This is a genomic window from Bacteroides sp. AR20, from assembly GCF_964250605.1.
GTDB classification, from domain to species: Bacteria; Bacteroidota; Bacteroidia; order Bacteroidales; family Bacteroidaceae; genus Bacteroides; species Bacteroides uniformis.
Genome location: NZ_CAXUGK010000012.1, coordinates 1 through 20,737, shown reverse-complemented (window position 1 = coordinate 20,737; position 20,737 = coordinate 1). Strand labels below are relative to the sequence as shown.

Below are 20,737 nucleotides of genomic sequence, written 5' to 3'. Positions count from 1 at the left end.
TATATTCTCATTTTTCATTTTCCGTTTTCCATTTTCCATTGGTTTAACGTTTACTCGCGTCGAACAAGCTTTTCTTTTCCTCTGTAGTAAGGCTTTCGTATCCCGATTTCTTTAATTTGTCGAGAATGCGGTCTATCTCGTCGGATTGGGCTTTTTTCCGTGCGTTGTAATCATAATCTTTTTGTTTGCCAGTACCGTAGTGTACTTTCATTTTCGGCTTTCTAGGTTTGAAGCTGACGATGGAAACTAAGGTATCCAGACATTTGTTTATCCATGAGGTCAGGTCACTACCTTTGCTGAGGCTGGCGGCAAACCATACCCCTGCCAGCGCACCTCCTAAATGTGCGATGTGTCCACCGGCATTGCTGGAGGTGATGAACAGTAAATCGGTGCCTATAACGATGAGTGCCAGGTATTTCAGCCGGATGGTTCCGAACAGCAGTAGCCGTATCGGATAGTTGGGCTCGCGATAGGCGGTGGCGGCTACAATGGCAAGTACAGAGGCAGAAGCGCCCAGCATGAAAGAATAGTCTGTCATGGGACGGAAATACGGGAAAATGTTATAGGCGGCCATATAGAGCAGACCGCCGCAAATTCCTCCCAGAATGTATACACCCCGGAGATGCTTTGCAGAGAAGAAACTCAGGAACAGTGCACCGAACCAGTAAAGCCACAGCATATTGAAAAGAATGTGCATGAATCCTGCATGCATGAACATATATGTCAGTAGTGACCATGGTTGCAGGATGAAGCGTAGGACTGATGCCGGCAGTTCCAACCATTCGAATACGCCTGCTATACTCCGGTTGAACAACTGGAACATGACTTCGGTTAGCGTAGTAAGTATGAATACCGCTACATTGATGTAAATCAGTTGGATATAAATGTTCCCCCTACGGAAGGTTTCTTTCAAATCAGTTATAATAGTAGCCATTTCCTCTATTCTTTTTTCTCCAGTACATAATTAGGATAAAGCCGAATACCATACCACCCAGATGTGCGAAGTGAGCCACATTGTCTCCTGCACTGTTTGCAAATCCGGCATAAAGTTCAATCAAGGCATATCCGATAACAAAATATTTGGCCTTGATGGGAACCGGTAACGGGAAGATGAACATTTGCTGGTTGGGGAACAACATGCCGAATGCCAGCAGAATGGCGTATACTGCTCCCGAAGCTCCCACGGTAGTCATCATATTGAGATATTCCTCCATCGGGATGATGGCCATGCCAGTATTTACGCTGTCATAGGCGGAAAGTACTGTCTCATAATGAATATACTGTACCACCTCCTGGATAATTCCGGCTCCTATACCGCACACCAGATAGTAGAACAGAAATCGTTTTGGCCCCCATACCTGCTCTAAAATACGTCCGAACATCCATACAGCAAACATGTTGAAAAATATGTGCGCGAATCCGGCGTGCATGAACATATATGTTATCAATTGTGCTGCATTGAAATCTTCGGCAAGGAAAAAATGCAATCCCAGATATTGGGCGAGGTCGATGCCGTAGCTTTGGGCGACGATGGTACCCAGAAACATCAGCACATTAATGATTAAAAGGTTCTTGGTTACAGTAGGTATAGTATTCATAATCTGTTGTTTCAATTCATTTTACAGTTCAAAAACAGTTGCCTGTTTTTGCTTTCTCCGGCAAAAATACGAATAAATTCTGTTCTATAACAGAAAAAGCAGATTCTATTCCTTCTTTTTCGTTGTTTTCCAATATTTTTTTAATGTTTTTATTTGATATTCAGAAATATTGCTCTATTTTTGTGGAGGTTTGTGATGAAAAGTAAAAATATCTTTTGTGTAACATATTAATTAATTTTAAGCATTATGAATAAGGCGGAACTTATTAGCGCTATGGCAGCGGAGTCTGGTTTGTCAAAGACTGATTCAAAGAAAGCATTGGATGCATTTATCGCATCAGTCACTAAGGCAATGAAGGCCGGTGATAAAGTATCATTGGTTGGTTTTGGAACTTTCAGTGTGGTGGAAAGAGGAGCGCGTATGGGTATCAACCCCTCTACTAAAAAGCCTATCGAGATTGCTGCAAAGAAAGTTGTTAAATTCAAACCAGGTACGGAATTGACAGCTGAATAAGAACAGTATACTCAACATACAAAGAGGGGACGTTTTACAAGGAGCGTCCCCTCTTTGTATGTTGAATATCTTGTGAGGCCATAAAAACAAGCCTGCTTGTTTTGTACTGATTTCGGTTTACGCTATCTTTGCACGCAGGAAAATACATTTGAATCATGAATATAGAACAGAAACTGGTATCGTCCGTCATCGGCGGACTGAAAGCGCTTTACGGACAGGATGTTCCTGCCGCACAAGTGCAGTTGCAGAAAACCAAGAAAGAATTTGAGGGACACCTCACGCTGGTTGTATTCCCTTTTCTCCGTATGTCCAAGAAAGGACCGGAGCAGACGGCCCAGGAAATCGGTGAATACTTGCAGGCAAACGAGCCTTCGGTTGCAGCATTTAATGTCATCAAGGGCTTCCTGAACCTGACCATTGCCTCCTCTGCGTGGATAGAATTGTTGAATGGCATTCATGCGGACAAGCAGTACGGTATCGTGGCTGTTACTGACAACTCTCCATTGGTGATGATTGAGTATTCTTCTCCCAACACCAACAAACCGCTTCATTTGGGCCATGTACGCAATAATCTTTTAGGAAATGCGCTGGCTAATATAGTGGCTGCCAACGGTAATAAGGTAGTAAAGACAAATATTGTCAATGACCGTGGAATTCATATCTGCAAGTCCATGTTGGCATGGCAGAAGTACGGAAATGGTGAAACTCCCGAATCATCCGGCAAGAAGGGAGATCACTTGATTGGCGATTACTATGTTTCCTTCGACAAGCATTATAAAGCGGAAGTGAAAGAACTGATGGCCAAGTTCCAAAGCGAAGGCATGAATGAGGAAGAAGCCAAAGCCAAGGCGGAAGCTGAATCTCCTTTGATGAAGGAGGCTCGTGAAATGCTGGTAAAGTGGGAGGCCAATGACCCGGAAGTACGTGCGCTCTGGAAGAAGATGAACGACTGGGTGTATGCAGGTTTTGACGAGACTTACCGTATGATGGGTGTAACTTTTGATAAGATATATTACGAATCAAACACGTACCTCGAAGGTAAGGAGAAGGTAATGGAGGGCCTGGAGAAAGGCTTCTTCTACCGGAAAGAAGATGGCTCTGTATGGGCAGACCTCACGGGTGAGGGGTTGGACCACAAGCTACTGTTGCGTGCGGACGGTACATCCGTCTACATGACGCAGGATATAGGTACTGCCAAACTCCGCTTTGCAGATTATCCCATCGACAAGATGATTTATGTGGTAGGCAACGAACAGAATTACCATTTCCAGGTATTGTCCATCCTGCTCGACAAACTGGGCTTCGAATGGGGTAAAGGGTTGGTGCACTTCTCTTACGGTATGGTGGAACTTCCCGAGGGCAAGATGAAGAGCCGCGAAGGTACAGTAGTTGATGCTGACGACTTGATGGCGGAGATGATTGATACAGCCAAGGAAACCAGCAATGAACTGGGTAAGCTGGATGGTCTGACAAAGGAAGAGGCAGACAATATCGCCCGTATCGTTGGTCTGGGTGCCTTAAAGTACTTCATCCTGAAAGTGGATGCCCGCAAGAACATGACATTCAATCCAAAAGAGTCCATCGACTTTAATGGTAATACGGGGCCGTTCATCCAATATACTTATGCACGTATCCAGTCTGTTCTCCGCAAGGCAAAAGAGGCCGGTATCGAAATCCCTGCCCAGTTGCCTGCCGGCATTGAACTGAGTGAGAAGGAAGAGGGACTGATACAGATGGTTGCCGACTTTGCCGCTATTGTGAAGCAGGCAGGTGAGGACTACAGTCCGTCCATCATTGCAAACTATACGTATGACCTTGTGAAGGAATATAATCAGTTCTACCATGACTTCAGCATTTTGCGTGAGGAGAACGAAGCAGTGAAGGTATTCCGCCTTGCATTGTCCGAGAATGTAGCCAAGGTGGTACGCTTAGGTATGGGCTTATTGGGAATTGAGGTACCTGACAGAATGTAAGCACCGCACTATAATAAAGAATAAGCCCGAAGATACTTCTTCGGGCTTATTCTTTATATACTTGTGATAGAAATTTGTTTTGTGGCGTACATTGTAATTTTCTTCATTATAGTAGTCAAGATAGATAAGTGTTTATTTGATGGAAGTGACGGAAGGACCTCCTCCTCCAGTGGGGAAACCATAAATATCGTAAATTGCTACTATATCAATATAACTAAGGTTGTTTCTTTGTGCATTAAATGTCGAACCATCTTTCTTGGTCATTGTAGGCTTCGAGTAATCAATAGCAAAAGAATTATAAGAAGGATATAGCATTATAGATTTATAATCAAATAGTACATCAGGAATGTACTTAATCACGGCGTGACTTTCTTCCCATATCTTGAAATTACTTTTTTTATCAGACTGAATATTGTCCCAATTTATATTAATATATTCGTCTCTGTCGCGTCGTTGCTGCTCATGAATTAATCCAAGTGCATGTCCTATTTCGTGTAAAGCAGTACCTTTATTACTGTCATATTTGCTAATGCTAAGAATTTGTTCTCCACCTCTCATTCCGACTGATGAATAATTACCATCTCCATTGATGAACTTGATGTAATTTTTTTGAGATGTTCTTTCTGTGAATGTGATGATTTTAGAAGTTGATTGTTTCCATTCATCCATGGCTTGTTGAATATGTTCTTTAGTCGTTTTTGATATTGCAGAGTCAAATTTGTAATAAACAATCCCATTGGGCCATTTAAAGTCTGGATTATTAACGATTCCGCCTCTGGTCTGAGTAGGATTATTAAAAGAATTAAACATCTTTTCGGATATTATCATATCTCCTCCCCAAATAATTAAATCATTATACCTTTCGAATGATATTCCATTTTGCAAAGTCACAGTTTCTTTAGTCTTATTAGGAAATGCTTCTTCTAAATTAATTACATCAATAGGAATTGTATTTAAAGAAGAGGTTTCTTCTTTTAGCTCATTTGTACAAGCTAATAAAGAAAGTAAAAAAATACAGTTTGAAAAAATGATTTTCTTTTTCATGATTTTCGTTTTTTAATGAAGTATGGTATGTTAGTTTACTACTCTACTTTCATTTTTGAAATTGTATTTAATAATTTGTATTCAAATGAAGGAGCGTCTACAATGTATTCTGGCTTTTCAATTTTTGTTTTTAATAGGCTTAACTTATATTCGTATCCTTCTTGGTATGTAAATTCTTTAATTGCATTTAGAGAAAGTAATACTATTTCATTACTGTTTTCCTCTAATAATTGCATTTTTTTGTTTTCATTAAGCGTAATAGGGTCTACTGTATTTACAGTTTTTGAAAGTATAGTGGCAATAACTAAACTTTCTTGTAGCTTATCATTTTCGCATTGTACAAAAATACAATATGCTATGTATATTAATAGTGTGAGTAAGATTTTCTTCATTTCAAATTTAATTAGAGATGTAGATAATTGGGCGTTTTTGAGTTCTCGTTTATTGTTTTTTTAATTCAAACTATTTTCATGTTTGATTCTATTAGTAGATTTCAAAATAGCCGTAATATTCCTCTTTTCCGTCATTCAACTCTAAAATATAAATTCCTTCTTTTGCACCTCCTATAGAAAAAGCATAGGATTGCTGGGAAGAGAGAGAAATGAACTCTGAAGAAATGATGTTTCCTTTTTCGTCTTTGACGGTTACTTGAAGTTCCTTTATGGAGACATCGGATTGTAGATAGATGGTATTGCCTTCGTGGTTGGCCGTTGGTTCTGTGACTAAAGAACGCGTTTGGGCGTTTTTTTGCTTTCTCTCTAAATATATTTTCGTCTTAGCTGAACATAATCCTATGTAAAGAAGGCAAGAACAAATAATAATAAGCAAACGTTTCATAATTTGATGTATTTGAGTTTTAGTTTGCGAATTTATGGGATTTCAATTTGTTTCTCATTTAAGAACTGTGCGGTTTTTGTGCGGTTCTTGTTTTGACGTGCTATTTTGTGCGATTTTTGTGTGTATAACTGTACCTTTTTATATAGGCATCTATAACGACTGAATAATTTTGTCCCATTGTTCCGGTTTGCCAACTTCCCCGTGTGTCTTTTCATACAGCTTTTTGCGGGCAGAGACAATGGCTGATTTAGTTCTTCTGGTAAGCTGTGCGATACCTGTTACGTTGATTCCTATTTTGAGTAATAGGCAGATTTTCATTTCAATGTCGCTTACGGGGTAGATGGCTTGCAGGCGTGCTGTGAAATCTTTATAGCAACGATCCACTTTGATGCGTAGCATTTCCCAGTCTTGGGCATCAATAGGTTTATTGTCGTTAGCGGCATCTTTGAATTTGCAGTAAATATCGGATTGGCGAAAGGCTATTTCGGCTAAGGATTGTTCTTTTTGGTCTGCTTCTATTTTGCAGTTCATGTGAAGTATCTGCTCTTTTTGTGCCAAGAGCAGCTTTTGCATAGCATTGTTGCTCTGATTGGTTGTTTGCAAATCTTTTTCCAATAGCGCTATTTTGTGCTTATTGTCTTCAATGTATTGTGTACTTCTTTGGTACTGCTCCTCTTTTTGCCGTTTCAGCTCTTTCAAGCTATTCTCCAAACGGGCTTTCTTTTGTTTGTTTGTGTAAAAATAAATAAGGAAGACAAGCACCAGAATACTTAATGTCAAGAGTGAAGATAATATCCAGAACTGTTGGCGGGTACTTTGGTTTTTTAATCGGTTACTTTCTTTTTCATGTAGTTGATAATTGTAAAGTGACTGCATTTTACGGATACTTTCGCTGTCTGTAATGTTTTTGATGGAATCGGTCAATTCATTGTAGTGCTGGAGGTGATATAAAATGGAAGAGCAATTGGAATCTCTTTCTGAGATTTTTGCTAATCCCCAATGAGCGGCTTGTAGGGCATAGATATTATCACTCTTCAGCATGATATTATAGTAGTGCTGTGCAGAATCAAATTTCCCCATTTCGTGATATGAAGCTGCAACGGTTGCATATTGCGCTGTTTCTTGTGGTGGTGTAGAAAGTATGACCGTTTGCAATATGGCTTTGGCTGAATCGTATTGCTTTAGTTGGATATATAGATCAATGAAGCGATAGTGCATCATGGTTATTGATTCTTTATCTTTGTTCTTCTCGGCTTGTGCTAGTGCAAGTGTATAATAGTGTAAAATACTGTCTTGCTTATCGAAAGCCATCCAAGTTGTCCCTATATTGCAGAGGTTGACAATTATACTTCTTTCATCTTTGGTCAATGCACTATACCGATAAGCTTTTTTGTATGTTTTCATCGCCTCTTCATATACTCCCTGATAAAGGAACAATTCTCCCATTTGACTATAAATCACTTTCTGCAATCGGTAATCCGTACTTCCTTCCAACAGTTCTGCTGCTTTCTGATAGTAGTCTAATGCTTGTGGGGCATCTCCTAAGTCGGCATATACTCGCCCGGCATAGTAATATGCTTCGGGTAAATGCGTTTTGTCTTTTTTATCTTCATAATAATGCAGAACTTCCAGGATGAGGCTGTCAGAGGTATGTGTAATATAGGCTTTGTCTCTGGCCTTTATGTTCAGTAGTTGGTAATATATCTGTGTGGCTTTGGGTTCTGTAGTGATACTGTCACGGAGTTGTTCCAGCAATAGGCAGGCACTGTCCGGATTACTATATACCAATTTATCTGCCACTTGCATAGTATGAGGATATGGTTTGTTGTTGCAGGCATAGAGGCATAGCAGCAGGAGTGCCGATAAAAGGTTGATTTGCTTCATGGTATATTGTCTTTTTTGCATCTTGACGGTTGAGTTTTACTTATCCATCTTGCATGCACGGCGAATATATGCAATATTTAACGAAGACACAAGGCTTTTTTACAAAAACTGGCTAAAGGAGTGTTTTCCTCCATTTTATGTAGATAAATCTTTTCCCTCATTTTATGTGGGTAAAATAAGATGTTGATAATCAGTGCAACTCCACTGCAAAACTACTGCACGCCTTTTGCAGCGCCACTGCAACACTATTGCAGTGACACTGCATAAGATATGCAGTGATGTTGCAGTGGCACTATTGGCTTTCTTTATCCGCATCATCCGTGCCTGAAGAATCGGGCATGCAGAGATGACAAATACCGTGAAAACTCTGGTTGTACAAAAAAGTATTTTGGTACTCTGAACCTTGGGCTTCTTTCGGATTGTCCGAAACTCTTCCGATATGAAAGGAAGAGTAAATCGGCTTCATCCTATTTCGTCTTGCTCGTTTTGGCAGTTGCTTTGGCGGTTGTTTTCGTAGTTTTCGTTGCTTTCACCGCCTTTGCAGTCCGTTTCGACTTGCCCGTATCCTTGTCGCTTTGCAGTTTCACAATCTCCAGACAAGCCTGAAGGCTTAGGTCTTGAGGGATGATGTCTTTAGGAATCTTGTAGTTGCTGCCTTTATAAGCGATGTAAGGGCCATAGCGTCCATTCAGGATTTCCAGTTCCGGTTCTTCCTCAAACTTCTTGATATGTTTCTGGGCTTCTGCTTCTTGTTTCTTTTGCAAAAGTTCAATAGCTTCTTCCAGCGTAACAGTCATCGGGTCCATTGTCTTGGGTAATGAGGCATACAAGCCGTTGTTCTGGATATAAGGTCCGAAACGTCCCGCACCTACGACTACATTCTTACCTTCGTACTCTCCGAGAGTACGGGGAAGTTTGAACAGCTCCAGCGCTTCTTCCAGCGTAATGGTCTCGATGGACATTTCTTTTTTTACCTGAGCGAAACGGGGCTTTTCCTCATCTTCGGCAGTACCTATCTGTGCTACTGGGCCGAAACGTCCGATTTTTACAGACACTTGCTTTCCGCTGACGGGGTCTGTTCCCAGAATCCGTTCGCCTGCCTTGTGGGCGGTTTTCGCGGCAAGCGTGTTTTCTACTGAAGGATGGAATTTTTTATAGAATGTTTTCAGAATGGCGGTCCATTGCTTGTCACCTTCGGCTATTTCGTCGAATTGCTTTTCGACGCTCGCAGTGAAGTTGTAGTCAAGGATGTCCGGGAAGTACTCTATCAGGAAGTCATTGACCACAATACCGGTGTCTGTCGGCATCAGTTTTGACTTTTCAGCTCCGGTGATTTCTGTATGGTTGTTGTCCGTTATTTCATTACCCTGCAGGTTGAGCACATTGTAGGTGCGTTCTTCACCTGCTTTTTCTCCTTTTATCACGTATTCGCGTTGCTGGATGGTGGAAATGGTAGGAGCATAGGTAGACGGACGTCCGATACCCAGTTCCTCCAATTTGCGCACAAGGCTTGCTTCCGTGTAGCGGGGAGGGTGTTGGGTGAAACGTTCGGTAGCGGTGATACCTTCATGTTCGAGCTTCTGTCCTTTTTTCAGAGGGGGCAGTAGGCGTGCCTCATCTTCCTGGGTTTCTACGTCATCATCGTATGATTCGCGGTAGACACGGAGGAAACCGTCGAATTTCACCACTTCGCCGGTTGCAGTGAAAGTCTCCGTCTCGTTGCTGATAGCAATGGTTACGGTTGTCTTTTCCACTTCGGCATCTGCCATCTGCGAGGCGATGGTACGTTTCCAGATGAGGTCGTACAGCTTTCTTTCCTGCGGGGTACCTTCTATCTTGGCATTCTCCATATAGGTGGGGCGGATAGCTTCGTGGGCCTCTTGCGCTCCTTTGGTCTTGGTGGCGAAGTGGCGGTTGTGTACGTAACGTTCGCCCATCAGGTTGGAGATGGTTTCACGGCTGGCGTTGACGGCAAGTTCGGAAAGGTTGACGGAGTCGGTACGCATGTAGGTTATCAATCCGGATTCGTACAGACGTTGCGCCACCATCATGGTCTGTGCCACGGTGAATCCCAGTTTGCGGGCAGCCTCCTGCTGCAAGGTAGAGGTGGTGAACGGGGCGGCGGGAGTTTTCTTCAGCGGACGGGTAGTGATGTCGCTGATGGTAAACGTAGCTGCTTTACAGCTCTCCAGCAATTTCCGGGCTTCTGCCTTTGTCTTGAGCCGATGCGCCAGTTCGGCTTTCATTTCCACTGTTTTGCCGTCAGTGTCCGGAACGAGGAATACGGCAGTAACACGGTAGGATGCTTCGGTTTGGAATGCATGTATCTCGCGTTCGCGCTCTACAATGAGACGGACGGCTACGGACTGTACACGGCCTGCAGAAAGGGCAGGTTTCACTTTCTTCCACAATACCGGTGAAAGTTCAAAACCTACGATACGGTCCAGGATACGTCGGGCTTGCTGGGCATCGACCAAGTTGATGTCAATGTCACGGGGATTTTCTATCGCTTTCAGGATGGCACCTTTGGTGATTTCATGGAAGACGATACGTCTGGTGTGTTCCGGTTTCAGTTTCAGCACTTCGTACAAGTGCCATGCGATGGCTTCCCCTTCGCGGTCCTCATCGGAAGCCAGCCATACGGTTTCTGCCTGCTCGGCTTCTTCTTTCAGCTGGGTTACGAGTTTCTTTTTATCCGCCGGTATCTCGTAATGCGGTTTGAAGTCTTTGTCTACGTCAATACTGAATTCTTTTTTCTTCAAATCACGTATATGGCCGTAGCTGGAAAGGACTTTGAAATCTTTTCCAAGGAATTTCTCGATGGTTTTTGCTTTCGCCGGAGACTCGACTATGACAAGGTTTTTCTGCATAAATTTCTGTTTTTTAGTGACTCCCGCCACTGAATTCGCCCGCAAAAGTAGGAAAAAAAGATTCTTCCCACCTTATAATATAAGGAGAATTTAGCAAAAATGACCTTTTTTGTTCAAATTAGAGCTTCGGCTTGTGCTGCCTCTATTAAAAGAGGAAGCTTACTCCGCCTAAGAAACTGAGACCTTCTGAAGGGTATCCCCAGTAGTACTGGTAATCTTTGTTCAGCAAGTTGTTCACGCGCGCATACACGGAGATACCTTTGAAGAGTTCGTAGCTGCCGTTCAGATAGAGATTGCTGACGGGGTCCGCCTTGTTGCCCTCCACGCCTTGGCGTGAGATGTGCTGATAGCCGATGCCGACAAGCAGTGGGGAGATGGGGCGTACCTTGAGATTGAGATTGCCTTCTACGGCCGGTTTGAAACTTACTACGACATCAGAACCGTCTGAGTCCGTTGTCCAATGGCGATAGACGGCATTGGCGGCGAGATAGAAAACATCCTTGTAGTTGTAGCTCAGGTCGGCTCCGGCGTAGAGGTTCTTGGTGTCTTCTGTGAGGAAAACATTGCTTATCCCGTCGGACTTGACAGTCGGAGTGTCAATCAGGTCGTTTTTCAAATCTTGATACCCGCCGTATAGGTTGAACCACAATCCGCTGACCGGGCTTGCCTTGAAGCCGACGGCTGCGTTGAGCTGTTCGTAGGTATTGTCAAGTTGCTGGTTTGTAATGCCATAAGGCGTAATGGTTTCCAGACGGCGGAAATCGTTCTGTAGCCGTCCTCCCTTACCTTGTGCGTAGAGGATGTAGCTGTCCGAGAAGATGTATTGTATTTCTACGTCGGGAGCGGCGCGGAACTTCTTGCCGAAACCGAAAGCCAGGTCGACGTGTGCGCCGAGACGTATTTTCCAGTCGTCATTCTGAAAGAGATAGTATGGATTGAAGTCTACGTCGGTGTGATTCTCGAAACGTCCGTCGCTGTAGAATGTATTGTCCATGGCAAAAGCCATGCCGATGGTCTGCTCATCGGAGATGGAACCGGTGACATCGGCTTTGGTACGCACGATATTTTCTTTGATATTGCTCACCATGAGGTCGTGTTGGCGCTGGTAGACCAACAAATTGGTTTCGGCACGGAATTGGAGAGGCATATCGTCGCTCGTGGAACTTACCCCGAAATGTACATCACCCGAAACGAATTTCTGCTTGTTGCTGACGAAGTCGGGCAGGAAATTGAAATTGCTTTGGTTGAACTTTCCGGCAATATTCAAATCGACTTTGCTGAAGGCATGTACATAATCCATGGCAGCATGGGTACGGTAGTAGAATGAATTCCACTTCCCGCCATTATCCGGCAAGTCCAGTTTGCCATCCATGCCATCCATTGTGAATGTCAGGTTGAGGCGGTCTTTGGGGGATAAAGAGAAGAGGTAGTTGGCGCGTACATCGAGGTTACCGTAGTTACCGTATCCCAAGCGTACATATCCGGGCAGCGCTTTCGCCTGCGTCTCTTTTCCGGTATAGGCTTGCATGATACCTGCCGGGATATGGGTTGCCGGCATCAGGGTGGCGTCATATTCCACCGCCTTTTTGCTGACGGTAGGAGGTTCCACCTTGGGAAGCACGTTCACTTTGGAGGCATCCATGATGTCCGGATTATATTCTTGTTCCACGACTACCGTACGGTTCATGGTGGTGTCTTGGGGTTGTGTCTGGGCTTGTGCTCCCAAAGAGAGGGAGACAAGCATAGTTCCTGCGAGGATATATTGTATCTTTTTCATAATGTGCTATATTTCTTACTTTAATTTCTCCAGTCTTTCGTTAATCATGCTTGCTATATCGTCGTCGGCCTGGTAGTTCTGCTGCAGGCTCAATAGGTATTGGCGTGCATCGAGCTTCTTGTCCATGGCTACATATACATCAGACAGAAGGATGAAACTGCGTGCCAGCCAGTAGGCATGCGGTGTGCTCTGGTCGATGAAATTAAGGATTTCCTTTTCTGCAGAGGCATAATTACCGGCGTTGTACCATTGTAATGCCACCAGATATTTGGCTTCGGCTCCATAAAGGGTACGGGTGTCTTTGGCCAGCAGCTGAAGGTCATCCATTGCCTTCTTGTCGGCTTTCTGGTTGAGGTATGCCTTGGCACGGTAGTACAACGCCTCGTTCCGGAGCTCCGGAGACAGCTTGGCTTCGGCAAGCAAGGCTGTGGCGGCGTTGATGACTTCCGCATCATCATGCATCAGTGCTCCACAGCGCAGTACACCGATAGCGCCAAGCTGGCGGCGCTCTGCCGTGGTGGCTTTGGCCTGCAATTTTTTGTAGTCGGCCAATGCCAGGTCATATTGCTGGCGGTTGAACAGAATTTCTCCATGCATCAGCAAAGCCTCTTCAGAATATGGGTTATCGGGGTATTCCAGCAGTTTTCCGGCATGTTCCAATACCGCCTCGTCATCTTTCTGCTCTTTGCCTATGACGCAGAGGTAGTAGTGTGCATTCAGGCTGAAAGCGCCTCCCGGATAACTTTGCAGATAGCGGGTGAAACTCTCTTTGGCAGGTACGGCTTCGCCTTTCATATATACTTTTTCGGCAGCGATGTAAGTCAGCGAGTCTTGCTCACTGGGTTCGAAGCGGATTTCTCCCGGCATTTGGGCGGCAAGGGCGGCAAACTCATCCACGCGGTTGGCATCTACGTAGATGGACTTCAAGTCGCGCATGGCAAGGCGGGCTTCCTCGCTTCCGGGATATTGGGTGACTACATGTTTGTAGGCTTCTATGGCACGGTCATAGTCATCGTTCTGGTAGTAAAGCAGGCCGATTTCTGCAGCTGCTTTACGGCTGACGGGACTCTCGGGATACTTGCCGAGCAATTCGCGGAAGGCGGCGATAGCTTGGGGGCTGTTGTTGCTCTGTACGTAGGAGCGTCCTTTTTCGTAAAGGGCATTGATGGCATAAGGCGAATTGGGATATTTGACGGCAAGGCGGTCCAGTAAAGTAACCTTTCCGGAATAGTCTTTTTGCAGGCCGGCTACAAGGGCCAGCTGATAGTAAGAGTAGTCTCCGGCAGGTGTTCCCAGACTTTCTGCTTTTGTATAGTATTGCTTGGCCTCGTCGAAGCGGCGGACGTGCAGGTTGCAGTCACCGATACGGTTGTAGGCATCTGCCAATGCAGTCGGGTTTTCACCTTTCTCCAGTTGGACAAAGTTGCGGAAACGGTTCTCTGCCGTCGAATAGTCTTTCTGGTGGAAAGCGATGTAGCCCAGGTTATAGTAGGCAAGGGCGAACATCTCCGTATCCCTCTGCCGGGTGAGTGACAGATATTCGTTGAAATTGCGGGCAGCTTCTCTCATCCGGTTCAGGCGGTAATAAGACTCGCCGAGCCAGTAGAGGGCGTCTGCCTTGGTCTGGAGGTTGTATTGCCTCAACGTGACGCTTTGGTTGAAGTAACCGATGGCTTGTTCGAACTGCGTGTTGGCAAAAGACTGGGTCCCGAGTTGGAAAAGAATCTTTTGTTTGGCTTCCAGAATGGCTTTGCTGGGATGGGAGATACGGTCGATGGACTTGAGTGCGGCATCATAGCTGCGTGTATTCATGTATACTTCCACCAGGTAGTTGCTGACTTTCTCGGCATAAGGAGAGTTTGGAAATTCGTTCAGGAATTTCTCAAAGACGGTCACCGATTCGCCGAAAGCGGAATAGGAGGTCTCGTGAATGCATAAGGCGTAGTTATAGGCGGCTTGTTCCTTGATTTTCGGGTCGGCATTGGAAGCGGCAGCCTGCTCGAAGGCCATACGTGCCTTGGTCTTGTCGGCCAGTTGCAGGTAAGCCAGTCCCATGTGCAGGTAGGCATTTTGGGAGAGAGCGTCGTTCTCGGTAGTCACTTCGCCAAGGATGGCAGGAACTTGAGAATACACGCCGCATTGATAATAGGACATACCCAGCATGTAGAGGGCATCTCTTCTATGAGTGGCAGATTCGGCATTGTGCTCCAGGTATTGCTCGAAGGACTTTATGGCTTCGTGGTATTTCCCGAAATGGTATTCGGCTGTACCGAGGATGCGGTTCAGCTCCGCCGTGTGCGTGTAGCTCAGACCGTCGGGGTGGGTTGACAAGGCATTTTGCGCTACAATTTCCGCCTTGTCGTACTGTTTCTTCAGCAAGTAGATTTCGGCGATGTAATAGGGGACCAGGTTCTTGTACTTGGCATTGTCCTGCAGAGGCAGGAAACCGCTGAGCGCTTCGTCATACCGTCCTTGGGTATATCGGATATAAGAGATGTAGTAAGCACAGTCCGCTGCATATTTCCTGCTGGTGCTGCGCAGGGTCTCGAACCAGATGGCTGCTTCCTTTACATTGCCCGTCTTCAGATAGCAGGTGGCAAGGCGGTAGGTCATGTCGTCACGCTCCTCGGTACCCAGAAGGTCGAGGCGGGCGGAGTTGAACATGGCGAGGGCATCGTCATAATTGCCTTCGAAGAAATAGGAGGAGGCGATTAATGCATAGATGCGGTTGGCATGGGGAGTATCAGGATATTCGTCTAGGAAGGCGCGGAGCAGGTCTATGCTTTTGGGGTCTCTGAGCTCGTATGCGGCGCATACCAGCATGTATTCCGCTTCTTGCCGCTCGCCGGTATCGGGCAGAGGCTTGCCGTCTGCATTCATCTGGCGTACATAGGCTTGCAACGGGGAGATGGCGGCGGCGTATGCCTTTTGTTGGAACAACGTCTGTCCTTCCTGGTAGAGTCGCTTGGGAGAAGTACTCTTCTCGCTTGTTTGTGCTGAGGCGAGTAAAGGTGCGCAACAGAGTGCTGTGCACAATATTCGGGAGATTTTATGTTTCATCTTCTTTTGTTAAAATAGGTATTTTACAAAAATACGGGTTTTAACCCGGAAATGTTACACTTGTTTGGCTTTTTTAGGATATATACCATAATAGGAACGAATAATCATTCACTTTTGTTCTTCCGTATGTCTTCCAGGAAGATACCCACTCCTTTGCGGATGGAGCCGAGTCCGAACTCTTCCGTACGGATATCTTTTAAGGGGAGGAAGAAGAGGTCTGCCGCGTCGTCCATCGCCTCGAAGTGCAAGGTGTCCTCCACCGTACAACGGAAAAACATATCCAGCGTGTGTACGGGGAAGCCGGAATAGATGTAAATATTGGGTAGGGAGAAGAGATATTCGGCCTTTGCCACCTTCATGCCGGTTTCTTCTCTTACTTCGCGGGCAACGCCTTCCTCACCGGTCTCGGTCATGTCGATGAAGCCTCCGGGGAGGTCTAACGTCCCTTTGGCAGGCTCTTTGGCGCGGCGGCACACCAGCAGCTCGTCGCGCTCGTTCAGTATCAAGGCGACGGTGGCGGAAGAGGGGTTGAAGTAGTAGACGAAACCGCAGTCGGCGCACTGCTTCGACTTCTCGTTATGAACTTCGAAATGGGCTGAACCGCATTTCGGACAATATTTGAATTGCGAAAGTGGATGTTCCATGATATTTTAGCCTTTGTCCGGGGGACAAAGATAATGGAAACCAGGTGTAGTATGAAAGGAACGGAGTTCTTTTTTATATTACGGGTGCGTTTACAATAGGCTGTAAAGGTGTTTACATTATGGGGTAACGGGCTTTACATTCTTAGGTAATGGTCGTTACACTATGAAGTAAAAGCTTTTACCGAATAGAGTAACGACTTGGTAAAGGTAAGGCGCTGGTAATTAGAGTTAGTAGCATATTTGTTTATTGACTATGTTTCTTGCGCAAATATTATTTCTATCTTTGGGAGTCATTAAATTCTCTGATAGGATGAAAGATTTTGCAGCCATTGATTTTGAAACGGCCAATGAACAGCGTACCAGTGTTTGTAGTGTAGGAGTGGTTATCGTACGCGATGGAGAAATTGTGGACCATTATTATAGCCTTATCCGTCCCGAGCCGGAGTATTATACTTATTGGAATACCCGCGTGCATGGCTTGACGTTGGCAGATACCCAGGATGCTCCTATCTTTCCCGTTGTGTGGCAGGAAATAGCTCCACGCATTGAAGGTTTACCATTGGTAGCGCACAACAAGGCCTTTGATGAAAGCTGCTTGAAAGCTGTTTTCCGTACTTACTGCATGGATTATCCGGATTATGAGTTTCATTGTACTTTGCAGGTATCACGTCGCGTCCTGAAAGGATTGCCCAACTATCAGTTGCACACAGTGGCAGCTTGTTGTGGCTACCAACTGGAGCAGCACCACCATGCATTGGCAGATGCGGAGGCTTGTGCGTGGATAGCCAAGGAGGTGATATCTGGATAATATGGTCTAAATCGCGTCAATCAAGAAAAAGGCTGCCCAATAATATGGGTCTTGATATTTCTTTATTTTGGTGGTTTGCGGAGAAGCAGATTTTTCTTTGGTTTTGTCTATTTCTTGCCTGACCCGGGATTTCCATTGTTGTTTACCAACTCCCGTCTCCACTTCGATTTCATAATTACGCACATAGGTTTGTGCATCATGTAAAGACTCAATTTTATTTTTTCCTTTAAGCAAGTTCCTATAGAATTGTGTCATGAGTAACTGTGTTGCGTGGTCGTTTACGTCCCACAGTGAAACAAGGATGGCGTTGGCACCGGCCTTTTTCAATCCTCTGGGCAGCCCTGCAATTCCATCGGCCGTAATACGACCTAATCCCGTTTGACATGCGGAAAGAACAGCCAGCTCCACATGTGTTAGATTAAGGTTACATAATTCTCTTGCTGTCAATATGCCATCTTCCACGTATTTATTGTTGGCATCTTGTTTAGCTGTCCGGTTGGCTCCAGAAAGTATGATTCCACATCGTGACAAGGATAAATCTTCTGAAACATTATCCTTGAGGTATAATGTGGATGGTATTATCTGATAGTCGAAACAAAATCCATGAGTAGATATATGTATCATATTGTATTTCTGCATATCTTGTTTGACGATATCCTCTGTTCCCTTGGAATATTGGTATAGTTGGCAACTATTGGGTGATATAAGCGTACGAATATTGTTTACTTCGGCCAGCGAGCCATTGAGGTATGTATATCCTTGCCCTACCACGGGTGGTAACATATCTCTACCTAATATCTCACTGGCACTGCGATCAGGCAGGGTATCGGGGTGCTGTATGACGGCAGAGTCATCATTGTAATTTAATCCACCGAGTAGTAACAGAGAAGGCTTGGATGCTGTTCCTCTGTCTTCACATAGTCTTCTGGTAGATGACAGACGGAATATTTTGCAGTCGGGGCGGTCAAAGCAGAGGTATTCTATACCCAGCAGATGGAATATACCTTCCGGTGAGAAATAAATATTAGTTTTGGAGGGTGTATCGCCAAGAAGATTATCCCATATCTTTTTCCCAGAAATCGTGTCGGAATAAAGGTGGTTCTTATCTATGATTTTTCTGGAATATATAGCCTCTTTTAGCGTACCGAAGTTCTTCTTATTCTGTATTGTGTATTGTTCTATTTCTTCCAAGGTGAACATGGGAATAAAGCGAACTGCTTTATTTTTCTGCATAACCAATGCTGCATAACGTGTTGTGTCATTCTTGAGATATTGTATGAACTCAATGGCTTTGTCCGACTGATTTGTCAGTGCTCTGCTTATGTCTTTTCCATTGACTTTCAAATTGTCAAGAAAGAATTTATAAGCATTTACCCGGTTCATTAATAGGCGTTCTTGTTGTTCATATTCTTTTTGTAGAGTTTGTCTCTCTTTACCGGTTGATGAGCGGAGTAACAGTCGTAGTTCATGGAGCCTTTCATAAAGTTGTGTATATTCTTGATTGCCAGATACCAATTGCCATATATTGATGTTGGTTTGTAATAGTACAGATTTTGAGAATACAGCTACATCAAACAAAAAGTCGGGGTCAAAGCCTTCCGTTGCATAACATTCTGCCAATACTTTCTTTTTTGTATTCCAGAAGTTAATTCGTTCTTGTTCGGTCATGTATGCAAAGTTGGAGATGATGTAGTCTTTTTCTTTCTCAAAATATATTTTGAATTGAGTTGTTGCTTCTGGAAGAGCGTTCATCTTAAGTAGGATTTCTGCTTTTTTCCGCAATGAGATAATATAGTCTGGATGGGTGTTTCCGATATTTATCTGCTGCCAGGATATGGCTTCGTCTATATGTGCCAACGCTTTCTTGAAATAAGACTGCTCTTTGGCTGAATCTCCTAATTCGCTTTCTACGATGGCCAGATTACCCAAACATAAATAGCGATCGGCATCATTTTCTGTATATAGAGACAAAGCGGAGCTTAATAACTCGAAAGCTTCTTTATGGCGTTTTATATTCCACAAAATGTATCCTTTATTTTGGATGGCACTTCTGAAGATGCTGTCTTTGCTTGTTGCATGTTGACTGATGGCTGTGTCCAAAAGTGCTAATGCATTTTGGGAGTTACCGGTTTGTGCGTAAGCATTGGACAGATTAATCAGGCGTTTGTCTTCGCCTTTTCTTAAGTTGAGAGGAGATAGTAGCTCGATGACTTTTTCGTAATAGCCGGTCAGTAGATAAATGTCACTGAGATTCAGTAAGACGTCGTCTTTGTAAGGAAAGTTTTTGAACGTATGGAGTATTTGCTCGTAGTACAAGCGAGATTTATTATAATCTGCCGTTTCTTTATAGGATTCTGCCATCACTCTCCATAGGGCTAATTTATGACTATTGGCCTTTACTACCTTTTCTGCCTTTTCGTAATATGGAAGTGCTTTTGTATATAAACCTTTACTACGGAACTCTTCCCCACGGGTGAACAGTTCATTGTAGTTGCTTTGCGCATGTATATAAACATTGCCCAGCAGTAGTAATAATGCAATGAATATTTTCATAATTAGTTGGATGTTATCACGAAACTTATCTCTTTATCGGAAGTGTTTTCAACGGTTATTGTATATATGCCGAAACTATCCATCTCCCAGCAGACCCAAGCGGCGGCTTTTCCTTGAGGAGATGTGTCTGATACATGGATGCCGTTTTTTTCGTCGTTGACGTAAAGGTTCACGGTGCCACCATTCTCTGCTACAACCAGAAGTTCTCTCTTTCCGGAACCTTTGGATGAGTATGTACCTTTACTATGTGGTGCCAGCGCGCGATGTACGAGTTTACAGTCGTAGGATGCTCGTAAGAGTAAGGGTTTCTCAATGTAGTTATTGGCAAAGCTTATGTCGTAGACAATCAATGAATCAATAAATTCGGGACGGTATAGTAAGTGTTTGTTTAGCCCCACTTCGTTACTGCCATCTGTTACGGAGAATCGGTCAAAGTCGGTAATTCTGACCGTATCATTCTGATATATGATAGTATTGATGTCACCGGTCCACTCTGCTATACACTCTTTCAAGGTTTGTACATTTTTCAGTTCTACTCCTTCGCGGACTTTCAAACAAAAATCCCGATAGGTTGCCATCTTCTTTGACAATGTGGCTGTTTGTGAAAAACATGTTGTTAAAAAGGTAAGCAAGTATAACATGCTGATTAGGGCTCTTTTCATGGTGTTTCTAAATATTTAGTTAATGAATTCCATCTAGCATAATAAAGGCTGCCCAATATTCTGGTTTGTCGTAGATTCCGTTTTGATAGCTACGCAGATATTTTTGGGCATTTAGAAAAGCTGCTCTTTTGTTTTGTCCGGAAACCAAGTTCTTATAGAATTCTGCCATCAGTAGCTGGGTGGCAGTATCATCTACTTTCCATAAACTCATTAAGAGTGTCTGGGCTCCGGCTTTTTTGAATCCTCGTTGCAATCCGAAAACGCCGTCCCCTACGATCTCTCCCAACCCCGTTTGGCAAGCTGACAGGATAGCCAAATTGAGGTTTGACAGATCTAACTTAGAAAGTTCCTTGGCAGTCAATATACCGTCTTCTATATCTTCCGGGATTTTCTTCATGTTAAGGCTGGCGGCTGCTCCGGACAGAAACAGACCAGACGGTAGTGTAAAATAAACTGTGTCACGCATTATTTATCTCTAGAAAACTCATCGGTCGGGGAACGGCCCGCGCCAAGG

The 20,737-nt window shown here is 44.2% G+C and carries 16 protein-coding genes; 3 read left to right on the top strand and 13 right to left on the bottom strand.

Features of this window, described 5'->3' with window-relative positions:
* Positions 1–43: 43 nt before the first annotated feature.
* Together ACESTD_RS08150 and ACESTD_RS08145 are read right to left on the bottom strand one after the other, a co-directional pair.
* Positions 44–934, bottom strand: a complete 891-nt coding sequence (locus ACESTD_RS08150) for a rhomboid family intramembrane serine protease (RefSeq protein WP_005834433.1) — start codon at positions 932–934, stop codon at positions 44–46.
* Positions 915–1,598, bottom strand: coding sequence for a rhomboid family intramembrane serine protease (locus ACESTD_RS08145; RefSeq protein ID WP_005830648.1), 684 nt, complete (start codon positions 1,596–1,598; stop codon positions 915–917). The genes ACESTD_RS08150 and ACESTD_RS08145 overlap by 20 nt, the downstream gene beginning before the upstream one ends.
* Before the next feature lie 246 nt (positions 1,599–1,844).
* On the opposite strand from ACESTD_RS08145, the gene ACESTD_RS08140 reads away from it, so the two are divergent.
* Positions 1,845–2,111: an HU family DNA-binding protein gene (locus tag ACESTD_RS08140; protein ID WP_005830643.1), complete on the top strand. Its 267-nt coding sequence runs from the start codon at positions 1,845–1,847 to the stop codon at positions 2,109–2,111.
* 155 nt (positions 2,112–2,266) lie between these two features.
* A complete protein-coding gene (argS, locus tag ACESTD_RS08135) occupies positions 2,267–4,084 on the top strand; it encodes an arginine--tRNA ligase (protein ID WP_005834435.1) in 1,818 nt (605 codons plus the stop codon).
* Between the two features lie 132 nt (positions 4,085–4,216).
* Here argS and ACESTD_RS08130 read toward each other — a convergent pair whose 3' ends face one another.
* The 8 genes from ACESTD_RS08130 to ACESTD_RS08095 all read right to left on the bottom strand — a co-directional run bounded on the left by ACESTD_RS08130 (position 4,217) and on the right by ACESTD_RS08095 (position 16,200).
* Positions 4,217–5,128, bottom strand: coding sequence for a M12 family metallopeptidase (locus ACESTD_RS08130; protein WP_055288275.1), 912 nt, complete (start codon positions 5,126–5,128; stop codon positions 4,217–4,219).
* Positions 5,129–5,166: 38 nt separating this feature from the next.
* The gene (locus ACESTD_RS08125) at positions 5,167–5,520 is read right to left on the bottom strand and encodes a DUF4377 domain-containing protein (RefSeq protein WP_055288274.1); all 354 of its coding nucleotides are present in this window, start codon (positions 5,518–5,520) and stop codon (positions 5,167–5,169) included.
* 91 nt (positions 5,521–5,611) lie between these two features.
* Entirely contained in the window at positions 5,612–5,965 is a 354-nt protein-coding gene (locus ACESTD_RS08120) for a DUF3244 domain-containing protein (protein ID WP_055288272.1), read from the bottom strand.
* A gap of 150 nt (positions 5,966–6,115) precedes the next feature.
* Entirely contained in the window at positions 6,116–7,771 is a 1,656-nt protein-coding gene (locus ACESTD_RS08115; protein WP_195289104.1) for a lipopolysaccharide assembly protein LapB, read from the bottom strand.
* Positions 7,772–8,316: 545 nt separating this feature from the next.
* The gene (gene topA, locus ACESTD_RS08110; RefSeq protein WP_195289103.1) at positions 8,317–10,719 is read right to left on the bottom strand and encodes a type I DNA topoisomerase; all 2,403 of its coding nucleotides are present in this window, start codon (positions 10,717–10,719) and stop codon (positions 8,317–8,319) included.
* A gap of 145 nt (positions 10,720–10,864) precedes the next feature.
* Entirely contained in the window at positions 10,865–12,496 is a 1,632-nt protein-coding gene (locus ACESTD_RS08105) for a TonB-dependent receptor (RefSeq protein WP_117589170.1), read from the bottom strand.
* Between the two features lie 15 nt (positions 12,497–12,511).
* Positions 12,512–15,556 carry a tetratricopeptide repeat protein gene (locus ACESTD_RS08100; protein ID WP_373158770.1) on the bottom strand — a complete coding sequence of 1,015 codons (3,045 nt, stop codon included), beginning with the start codon at positions 15,554–15,556 and terminating at the stop codon, positions 12,512–12,514.
* 104 nt (positions 15,557–15,660) lie between these two features.
* On the bottom strand, positions 15,661–16,200 hold the full coding sequence (locus tag ACESTD_RS08095; protein WP_005834443.1) for an NUDIX domain-containing protein: 540 nt from the start codon (positions 16,198–16,200) through the stop codon (positions 15,661–15,663).
* Between the two features lie 310 nt (positions 16,201–16,510).
* Here ACESTD_RS08095 and ACESTD_RS08090 point away from each other — a divergent pair, with 310 nt between their 5' ends.
* Entirely contained in the window at positions 16,511–17,008 is a 498-nt protein-coding gene (locus ACESTD_RS08090) for a 3'-5' exonuclease (RefSeq protein WP_195289101.1), read from the top strand.
* A 6-nt stretch (positions 17,009–17,014) separates the two neighbouring features.
* Here the strand turns inward: ACESTD_RS08090 and ACESTD_RS08085 are convergent, their stop codons facing one another.
* From ACESTD_RS08085 to ACESTD_RS08075, 3 genes are all read right to left on the bottom strand, one after another.
* On the bottom strand, positions 17,015–19,561 hold the full coding sequence (locus ACESTD_RS08085; protein WP_373158771.1) for a CHAT domain-containing protein: 2,547 nt from the start codon (positions 19,559–19,561) through the stop codon (positions 17,015–17,017).
* Positions 19,562–19,563: 2 nt separating this feature from the next.
* Entirely contained in the window at positions 19,564–20,139 is a 576-nt protein-coding gene (locus ACESTD_RS08080; protein WP_195289099.1) for a hypothetical protein, read from the bottom strand.
* A gap of 103 nt (positions 20,140–20,242) precedes the next feature.
* A complete protein-coding gene (locus ACESTD_RS08075; RefSeq protein ID WP_195289098.1) occupies positions 20,243–20,689 on the bottom strand; it encodes a CHAT domain-containing protein in 447 nt (148 codons plus the stop codon).
* Between the last annotated feature and the right edge of the window lie 48 nt (positions 20,690–20,737).

Bases quoted from the DNA above. Each gene is read 5' to 3' on its own strand.
- ACESTD_RS08090 (WP_195289101.1), top strand. From the start codon at position 16,511: ATGAAAGATTTTGCAGCCATTGATTTTGAAACGGCCAATGAACAGCGT.
- ACESTD_RS08120 (WP_055288272.1), bottom strand. From the start codon at position 5,965: ATGAAACGTTTGCTTATTATTATTTGTTCTTGCCTTCTTTACATAGGA.
- ACESTD_RS08085 (WP_373158771.1), bottom strand. From the start codon at position 19,561: ATGAAAATATTCATTGCATTATTACTACTGCTGGGCAATGTTTATATA.
- ACESTD_RS08150 (WP_005834433.1), bottom strand. From the start codon at position 934: ATGGCTACTATTATAACTGATTTGAAAGAAACCTTCCGTAGGGGGAAC.
- ACESTD_RS08105 (WP_117589170.1), bottom strand. From the start codon at position 12,496: ATGAAAAAGATACAATATATCCTCGCAGGAACTATGCTTGTCTCCCTC.
- ACESTD_RS08125 (WP_055288274.1), bottom strand. From the start codon at position 5,520: ATGAAGAAAATCTTACTCACACTATTAATATACATAGCATATTGTATT.
- ACESTD_RS08140 (WP_005830643.1), top strand. From the start codon at position 1,845: ATGAATAAGGCGGAACTTATTAGCGCTATGGCAGCGGAGTCTGGTTTG.
- ACESTD_RS08100 (WP_373158770.1), bottom strand. From the start codon at position 15,556: ATGAAACATAAAATCTCCCGAATATTGTGCACAGCACTCTGTTGCGCA.
- argS (WP_005834435.1), top strand. From the start codon at position 2,267: ATGAATATAGAACAGAAACTGGTATCGTCCGTCATCGGCGGACTGAAA.
- topA (WP_195289103.1), bottom strand. From the start codon at position 10,719: ATGCAGAAAAACCTTGTCATAGTCGAGTCTCCGGCGAAAGCAAAAACC.
- ACESTD_RS08115 (WP_195289104.1), bottom strand. From the start codon at position 7,771: ATGCAAGTGGCAGATAAATTGGTATATAGTAATCCGGACAGTGCCTGC.
- ACESTD_RS08075 (WP_195289098.1), bottom strand. From the start codon at position 20,689: ATGCGTGACACAGTTTATTTTACACTACCGTCTGGTCTGTTTCTGTCC.
- ACESTD_RS08130 (WP_055288275.1), bottom strand. From the start codon at position 5,128: ATGAAAAAGAAAATCATTTTTTCAAACTGTATTTTTTTACTTTCTTTA.
- ACESTD_RS08095 (WP_005834443.1), bottom strand. From the start codon at position 16,200: ATGGAACATCCACTTTCGCAATTCAAATATTGTCCGAAATGCGGTTCA.
- ACESTD_RS08080 (WP_195289099.1), bottom strand. From the start codon at position 20,139: ATGGCAACCTATCGGGATTTTTGTTTGAAAGTCCGCGAAGGAGTAGAA.
- ACESTD_RS08145 (WP_005830648.1), bottom strand. From the start codon at position 1,598: ATGAATACTATACCTACTGTAACCAAGAACCTTTTAATCATTAATGTG.